Annotated in this window: 5 protein-coding genes; all 5 read left to right on the top strand. The window is 43.4% G+C overall.

From position 1 onward, the window contains the following. Positions 1–1,535, top strand: a 1,535-nt coding sequence (locus ABWY16_RS07840) for a LamG domain-containing protein (RefSeq protein WP_353904091.1), incomplete at its 5' end; no start/stop codon positions are given. 11 nt (positions 1,536–1,546) lie between these two features. Beyond that, positions 1,547–2,098, top strand: a complete 552-nt coding sequence (locus ABWY16_RS07835) for an RNA polymerase sigma-70 factor (RefSeq protein WP_353904090.1) — start codon at positions 1,547–1,549, stop codon at positions 2,096–2,098. Positions 2,099–2,404: 306 nt separating this feature from the next. After that, positions 2,405–3,478, top strand: a complete 1,074-nt coding sequence (locus ABWY16_RS07830) for a FecR family protein (protein WP_353904089.1) — start codon at positions 2,405–2,407, stop codon at positions 3,476–3,478. A gap of 133 nt (positions 3,479–3,611) precedes the next feature. Next, complete coding sequence (locus tag ABWY16_RS07825; protein ID WP_353904088.1) at positions 3,612–6,968, top strand: TonB-dependent receptor; 3,357 nt, start codon at positions 3,612–3,614, stop codon at positions 6,966–6,968. Positions 6,969–6,995: 27 nt separating this feature from the next. After that, positions 6,996–8,516 (top strand): RagB/SusD family nutrient uptake outer membrane protein, encoded by a 1,521-nt coding sequence (locus ABWY16_RS07820; protein ID WP_353904087.1) that lies wholly within the window; start codon positions 6,996–6,998, stop codon positions 8,514–8,516. The last annotated feature ends 1 nt before the right edge of the window (position 8,517 follow it).

Below are 8,517 nucleotides of genomic sequence, written 5' to 3'. Positions count from 1 at the left end.
CGCTTAGCCCCGGACGCCCGCTGTATGCAATAGGTGCTCCATTGTTTCAATCAGTGAAGCTCCATCTTGCTGGTCAAAAAACTTTCACTATAGATGCCGCTGGACAGTCGCGCGCAAATAAGTATGTAAAGTCCCTTCAGTTAAACCATCAGCCTTATGAACAATTGGTAATTGCACACAAGCAAATCATGCAGGGTGGGACATTGGAATTTGTGATGAGTAAATCAGCTGATGGTAACTGGCCGGAAGACCGTGATCCCTCAGCTTTATCAGAAACCAAAACCGCTGCTGAAATCAGTATCATTAATTATAAATTGAGTAAAAATACAGTGGAGCCGAATGAACAGTTCCGGATTTTTTTTAACCTGATTAACAAAGGCAGTCTGGGTACTCAAAAAATCGTAGTATATGCCAATGGTAAACCACTGCTGTTTAAAAATGTGCTCGTTCCTGCAGGAGGTACAGTGCAGGATTCTGTGAGTTGCCGCCTATACGATCCGGGTAATCTGACGATAGGTTTGTCGGCCCAAAATGGTCAGCGTATTACTGTAGTGGAGCCGCTAAAGCCTGTAATTTCTCCATACCAGGTGTCTGGACTAAAGTTTAGCCCTATGGTTAAGCAGCATACCGCACAAAAAATCAGCTATGTGCTGCAAAATCTGACAGGGCATACACAGGAATTTAAAATTCCACTGAAGATCAATGACCTGGTATTATTTACAGATACAATTACCCTTGGCCCTGGAAAAACTAAGTTTACTGAGCATCAGTTTGTCGCGGGGCAGGCGGGTCTATATACTTTAACGGTTGGTAACATTCTTGTCAGCCTACATCATGGATCTTCACCAACAGGTTATCAATCTGCGAAATACAAAGTTTACAGCACTGACACTTCCTCATTACTGCTTGATCTTTCGCTGGTAAAAAATAATAATGATACCCTTGCAGACCGTTCCGGTTTTGAAAATCATGCTATAATCAATGGTAAATCAGGAACCACCACCACAAAAGGTAACCAGGTATTACTTGGTGAAGACAGCTTTGTGGAGGTACCCAGTGCCATAAGCCTTGATCAAATGGGGGAAAGCCTTACAATGATGTGCTGGGTTTATCCTGAAAAGGGAAACGAAAGCGGGCTGGTGGATATGCTCAGTAAAGGGGATCATCACGTGCTGCAAACAAATAATAACAAAACTTTAACGTTTTTTGCCGGAGGATGGGGGCGTGGGGATATTACTATAGACCTCCCTGCAAACTGGATGAACCAATGGCATCACCTTGCAGGCGTATGTTCAGGAGATATGCTTTATCTCTATGTAGATGGTAAACCCAGTGCTGCTGCGAAAGTGGATGGCCTGGTCAATCTGTCGGCAGAGAGCAGGTGGCAGATCGGCAGGAATGAAGAGTTTCCGTCAGAAAGGGTTTTTCATGGGTATATTGATCAGGTCAAAGTATACGGGCAGGCTTTAAAACAGAAGGAGGTTCTTGATATTATGTCTGCAGAAAAGAAATTTTTGCGTAGTTTTATTCCATAGCGAGCTCAGTTATGGAACAACTTATCCATCGTATCCAATTTCATAACGATGAGATGGCCTTTAACCAGCTTTATCAGCAAAACGTTGTTAAGATCTTTCAGTTCGCCTATTCCTTTGTAAAGGAGAAGGAGATTGCCGAAGAAATTGTAAATGATGTTTTTGTCAGGCTGTGGTTAGACAGGGCTAAGCTGGATAAAATACGGAATTTAACAGTTTACCTTTATGTTGCCGTTAAAAATGCTTCCCTGAATTATCTGAACAGGGTATCGTCCAGGAAAAACTCATTTATGACCGCTTATGAGCAGTCTTTTGAGCTGTTTGTCCTACAGCCTAATCCGGAACAGCTGATGATCGGCAAACAGATGAAGTTATCTATAGATCAGGCTGTAAATCAATTGCCGCCACGTTGTAGGGTGATCTTTAAAATGATACGTGAAGATAACCTAACGGCAAATGAGGTTGCGCAAATCCTGGAGATATCCAATAAAACTGTATTTGCTCAACTCAGTATTGCTATAAAAAAACTCGAAGAACTTGTCGTTAAAGAGACAAAACAAAGTTAGTTCGGCTGCTCAGGTTATTATGCTAACAACTTTCAGGCTTTCATATCCGGGAATGAAGATGTCCGGTCAACACTTTTTAAAATACCGGTATTTGATACTTCACACAAGACTGATGTATTTTTTACCTACTTCCTGCGGTTTGTTTAGGTCTGCGTATACGTAAAACATGTTTTTTTTGGGGATATACCCTCATTGTCTATCTTTTTCTTAAGAAACCGCCGCAAGTTTGATGTTATTTGAAATTTCTTTAGGAATTTTATTAAAATGTGTGTCCTCATTCAAGGAATAAGCAATAAATAAGGAAGAATGGAAAAGATCAGGATCAGAGAGCTGCTGGTAAAAAAGATTTCAGCAAATGCAACCGAAGAGGAGCTGCTGGAATTGACTGCCCTGCTCAAAAGATTTCCGGAATACCAGCAAATTGAAGAGGTTACACGGGTATTAAAGTCTGATATAAAAGCTACTCCCCGTGATGAGGAAGTTCAGCTCCAGCTCAACAGGATCTGGAAACAGATCAATGCTGCAACGAACAGGCCTTCCCCGGTTTTGAAGAACAGGAAAAGCTTAGATTATAAAAGGTGGATTGCTGCTGCCGCAGTGTTACTGTGTGTTTTTACAGCTGGTGTTGTACTTTATCAAAATAGATATGCTGACCGTCAAGGGGTATCTGGCGCGTACAAAACATGGAAGGTTCCCTTTGGAAAAACCCTTCGTATACAGCTGCCAGATGGCAGTACCGTAAAAATGAATGCAGGCACCATTCTATCGTACCCTGTACATTTCGCTGCCGGCAGCAGAGAGGTGATGCTGCAGGGAGAAGCATATTTTGAAGTGACTAAAAATCCTCACCGTCCCTTTCTCGTACACGCAGGAAACTTAACCGTTAAAGTGCTGGGTACAGCATTCAATGTGAAAGCTTATCAGGATGATGCGAATGTAGAAACCACGCTCATCCACGGCAAAGTACAGGTGGTAATGGATGGTGAACCGGATAAACAGATTACGCTTGTGCCAAATGAAAAGTTAACTGTATCAAAACGGTTTAGTAACATTAAGACGGCACATTTGCCCGGCGAGGTCAAATATAAACTGCAGACAATTGCCGGCAGTATAGCTGCAGATGATATTTATGAGATTGCCTGGCTGTCCCGCAAAGTTGCATTCAACAACGAATCTTTTGGCGAAGTGGCCAAAGTGATAGAACGTAAATACAAAGTAAAACTTGTCTTTCAGCAGGAGCAACTCAAAAGCGAGCTGATTACGGGAGTTTTTGAAACTGAAGATCTGAAGCGTGCATTGCATTTGCTGCAGATGATCACGGAGTTTGAATACGAACTAAAAGGAGATACAATAATTTTAAGCATCAGTAAAACCAAGTAAAGTATGGAAAAAATCTACTATCAGGCAGATCCTTAGAAACAGGGCAGAGCAAGCTCTCCCCTGAATGAAATTAATAAAAGGAGTAAGCCTTCGAAATCTTTACTCCAAATTTTAATACTCTTAACACAAATGTATGAAAAAAAACAAAAGGGCTACTGCTGTCCTACGGATATCCCCATGTCTGAAATTTCTCCGGATCATGAAATTAGGCTTTATCATTACGCTAGTTTGCAGTCTGCAGGTTCAGGCAGCAAAAGTTTATTCTCAAAACACCTTCAGCTTTGATATAAAGCAGGCTGAAATCAGCACAATTCTCTCTGCTATACAGCATGAAAGCGATTACCGTTTCTTCTATAACAATGCCCTGCTGAAAAGGTTAGGCAAAGTTAACCTGAAAGTTGATGAAGCGCCTTTGGGCCGGATACTCAATCAGTTGTTAAGCGGTCGGCTGGCTTATTCTATTGATAGCAATGTAGTTGTGATCTCGGGGCAGGTATCAAATGAATCCAGACTGACCGTTACCGGAAAAGTGCTCGATGAAAGGGGCGAAGCTATGTTTGGTGTAAGTGTAAAAGTACAGGGTACAACCAATGGTGTATCAACCGATGCCAGCGGTCAGTTTGTGATTACCGCACCCTTAAACAGTGTCCTGGAGATTTCCTACATCGGATATGAAAAACAAACACTAACAGTTAGCAGCGAAAAAAGCCTGTTGATTACTATGAAACCTTCCGCCGGTAATCTTAATGAGGTCATAGTGGTCGGTTATGGTACACAGAAGAAATCTGCGGTCTCTGGCGCTGTTTCTGAGGTACAGACTGATAAGCTAACCTCAAGATCTCTGGGTAATTTTACCGAGGCACTTCAGGGAAAAACTCCGGGAGTAACCGTAAGCAATGAGGGCGGGGATCCAACCGGAAAACCAAAAGTAAGTGTGCGCGGTGTAGGTGGTATCAATGGCGAAGAGCCACTTTACGTAGTAGATGGGTCGATTTATACAGGCACGCCAAACCTTAATCCAAATGATATAGAGTCTATGTCTGTACTAAAAGATGCTTCTGCTGCTATTTATGGCGCAAGGGCTTCTGGTGGTGTTATCCTGATTACCACAAAGAAGGGTAAAGCCGGAAAGATTGCTGTCTCACTGGATGTAAAGAATGGGTTCCAGAACGCCTGGAAGAAAGTACAGGCTTTGGACGCAGCGCAGTATGCTGCTGTTTCAAATCTAGCGGCAGACAATGCAGGTATAGCAAGGAATCCGGCATTCGACGCTTCGGTCTATCCCGATGGACAGCTTACCAAAACAAACTGGGTAGATGAAGTTTTCCGTACAGGAATGCAGCAGGAATATACCTTTGGCATGAGTGGGGGCAATGAAACATCCAACTTTTACAGTGGTTTCAACTACCGCAATACTGAAGGTATTTTACAAAATACCTATGGGCGCCGCTACAATTTCAGGCTAAATTCCAGTCACCAGATTACTCCCTGGTTAAAGATTGGTGAAAACATGTTTTATTCCAATACAAATGGTAATACTGCAAGTACAACGAGTGCTTACACAGGTGCCATTGTCTCGGCACTTTTTTATCCACCAAGTGTTTCAGTATATACTCCTTCCGGCGCATTTTCCGGATTGCCGGCACAGTATGCCGGTGCATATGGTGATGTAATCAATCCGGTTGCCTATCTGCAGCGTTTGGATATCAGCAATCCGGTTCAGGACCTTAATATCAACCCATACGCCGAAGTTACTATCCTGAAAGACCTTAGATTCAGGTCAAACCTGTCGATTACCAAGACATCTACTTTTTTCAAACAGTTTGAAACCAAAGTTCCGGAGATCGGAAAGATATTTGATTTTAACCAGCTTACACAGGAGTCGAAAAATAACGTAGACCTTCTGACAGAGCAAACCCTGAACTATGATCATGCTTTCGGTGCACATCACCTGAACCTGCTTGGTGGTTATACCTTTCAGAAAACTACAAATGAAAGATTGTATGTTTATGCACGTGGATTTGATGATGAGTCTGAGAATTACCGCTATCTCCAGAATGCCAATACAATTTTTCCTTCAACAAGTGAGAAAAATACAACCTCCCTGATTTCCTACATCGGAAGGGTAAATTACGATTATAATGCCAAATACCTGCTTTCACTGATCGGCAGACGCGACGGAAGTTCACTGGTATCAGAAGAAAACCGTTTCCAGAACTATGGTTCAGTGTCTGCAGGCTGGGTGTTGTCTAATGAGGATTTCCTGAAAAATACCACCTGGCTGAACTTGCTGAAGGTTAGGGGAAGTTATGGTGTTCTGGGTAACCTTGGAAGTCTGGAGGCTACTTCGGTTAATCCGCTGTTGAGCAAGAGCCAGATCTATATGGGGGCAACTCCAACACTTACTAACGGATATTATGAAAATGTGCTGGCAAATCCTTCGCTGACCTGGGCTACCTCCAAACAGACGGACTTTGGTATTGATGCAGGAGTTTTAGACAACCGCCTTACACTGAGCGCCGACTACTTCGTAAAGAAAACGGACAACATGATTATACGTAAAACTTTAACCAGTACAACCGGAGTGGAAAGCCAGTGGGTAAATGGTGGTTTGTTCAGGGACAGGGGTGCTGAGTTCGGCATCAACTATAAAAATAAGGAAGGACATGAATTTCAGTACAGCATGAACCTTACTTTCACGAAAGTAAGCAACAAACTACTGTCACTGCCTGACGGAAATTCAAGCCTGTCTATAGACCAGACGGTAAGAGCGATACTTGATCCGATCAGGATACAGGTAGACCAGCCTTTGTATTCCTATTATGTGATACAAACTGCCGGTATATTTCAGAGTACCGATGAAGCTAAAAATTACAAGTCTGCCAGCGGAACGGTAATACAGCCAAATGCAGTAGCAGGTGACCTGAAATTTGTTGACCAAAACGGCGACGGTAAAATTGATAACAACGACCGTGTATATAAAGGAAGTGCATTGCCGGATTTCTCTTACGGATTCAGTTTCAACGCGAATTACAAGAATTTTGATATCAATATTTTTGCCCAGGGCGTACAGGGCAGCAAAATCTTCAACGGGATAAAATATATGACATTGAATGCTGCGTCAGGCCAGAATTATAACAAAGATGCTGCTATACTCGAGGCATGGTCGCCGACCAATACAGGGGGCGAAATTCCACGGGTTTCAGCGCGTGATAACAATGGTAATTTCAGCAATACTTCTGATTTTTACCTGGAAAACGGTTCTTATCTGCGAATTAAAAACGTGACGCTGGGATATACATTACACAAGGCCTTCCTTGAAAAATTAAAAATGAGCAACATGAGGCTTTATGTAACTGCCAATAACCTGTTTACCATTACCAAATACACAGGATTTGACCCTGAAGTTGGCTCAGAGCTGAACGGTATAGATGTAGGCAGGTATCCGCAGGCCAGATCGGTAATGTTTGGTCTGAATGTTAATTTTTAAAAGGTTTTCACAAATAAAAATACTCCAATGAATATCAGAAATTGTTACATACTCTTTACATCCCTGTTCATGCTTGCCCTGTCTTCCGGATGTACCAAACAACTCGATATCACACCACAGGGTGAACCATCCAAAGGAAACTTCTGGCAAACTCCTGAGGATGCACTGAAAGGTGTAAATGCTATCTACAGAAATTTTGATGGCGAAGAATTTTACGGTCGTGGTTTCATGTGGTACATGAACGCCAGTGATGATATGGTTACAGGCCGCTCAAACGGACAGGCAGATAATCTGAGGAATTTTAACTCAGCCTACGTTTCAGGTTCGTACACGCGAGACCAGTGGTCAATGCGTTATGCGGTTATCAAAGCAGCAAATGACGTACTGATGAATATACCAGGCATTACGATGGACCAGTCTCTTAAAAACCGTTACCTCGGGGAAGCTAACTTTTTAAGCGGACTGATGTATTTCCAACTGTCTTATAACTATGCGGATGACCGTGCTGGAGTACCCCTGGTAACACCAGACAATTCGAATGATCCGAATCCCACGCCGCGGGCGGCGAATATTGCAGCAAACTATACTTATATTGAAAGCCAGCTAAAAAAAGCAGCCAGTCAGCTGCCAATGTTTGCAGCAATGGCTGCAGCAGATTATGGCCGTCCGCACAAAACTGCTGCCTGGGCCTACCTTTCGAAAATGTATCTCTATAAAAAGGACTATGCCAATGCAGAACTGTATGCAGATTCTGTAATCAGGTTTGGTGGCAGGGCCTTGAAAACTAATTATGCCGATGTGTTCACTGCAGCAGAGAACTGGGGGACAGAGTATATCTGGTCAGCTTACAGTACACCAAGTGGCGAAGGAGGCTGGGGAAGTATTCTTCCCGGAGTAATGCTTGAGAACAAAGCCTGGGGACTGTACAATGGCTGGGGCTATTATACACCAACTAAAGAACTTTATGATGCCTTTGATGCTGCGGACAAACGCAGGTCTGTTACCATCCTTAAACCGGGTGATACCTTCACTTTTTTTGGGGCAATAAGGACCTACAGTTCTGATAATAGCTTATCGGGCTACCAGTTCAATAAATACATGGATCCTTTTAAGTACGCCAGTCCCGTAGGAACACATATCAGTCCGAATGGCGACCACCCTACAACGGACCTGAACCCTCCTTTGCTACGCTATGCTGAAGTTCTCCTGATCAAGGCCGAAGCAGAATTGATGCAGGGTAAAAGTGCAGATACTGAAATTAACCAGATCCGTACACGTGCTGGTCTTGCTGCAATAAGCGGGGCAACCATGACCGAACTGAAAAAGCAGCGCCGTTGTGAACTTGCCGGGGAGTGGGCCGACCGTCACCGTGATCTTGTACGATGGGGAGATGCTCAGGCAGCCTATGCGCAGCCAAGTCATGGTGCAAACGGCGCGGTGATCTGGGCTGCACGTAACTTCAACCCTGTCACCAATGCGGTATGGGCAGTTCCGCAAAAGGAAATTGATAACAGCGGCGGGATTATAAAACAAAATGCGGGCTGGTAAC

It is taken from the genome of Pedobacter sp. (assembly GCF_040513095.1).
In the GTDB taxonomy this organism is placed as follows: Bacteria; Bacteroidota; Bacteroidia; order Sphingobacteriales; family Sphingobacteriaceae; genus Pedobacter.
Note: the sequence above shows the minus strand (reverse complement) of the source record. Positions and strands in the feature narration are given on the sequence as shown.

What these genes read in the sequence shown, in the direction of transcription:
- ABWY16_RS07825 (WP_353904088.1), top strand. Translation starts at nt 3,612, where the DNA reads ATGAAAAAAAACAAAAGGGCTACTGCTGTCCTACGGATATCCCCATGT.
- ABWY16_RS07830 (WP_353904089.1), top strand. Translation starts at nt 2,405, where the DNA reads ATGGAAAAGATCAGGATCAGAGAGCTGCTGGTAAAAAAGATTTCAGCA.
- ABWY16_RS07835 (WP_353904090.1), top strand. Translation starts at nt 1,547, where the DNA reads ATGGAACAACTTATCCATCGTATCCAATTTCATAACGATGAGATGGCC.
- ABWY16_RS07820 (WP_353904087.1), top strand. Translation starts at nt 6,996, where the DNA reads ATGAATATCAGAAATTGTTACATACTCTTTACATCCCTGTTCATGCTT.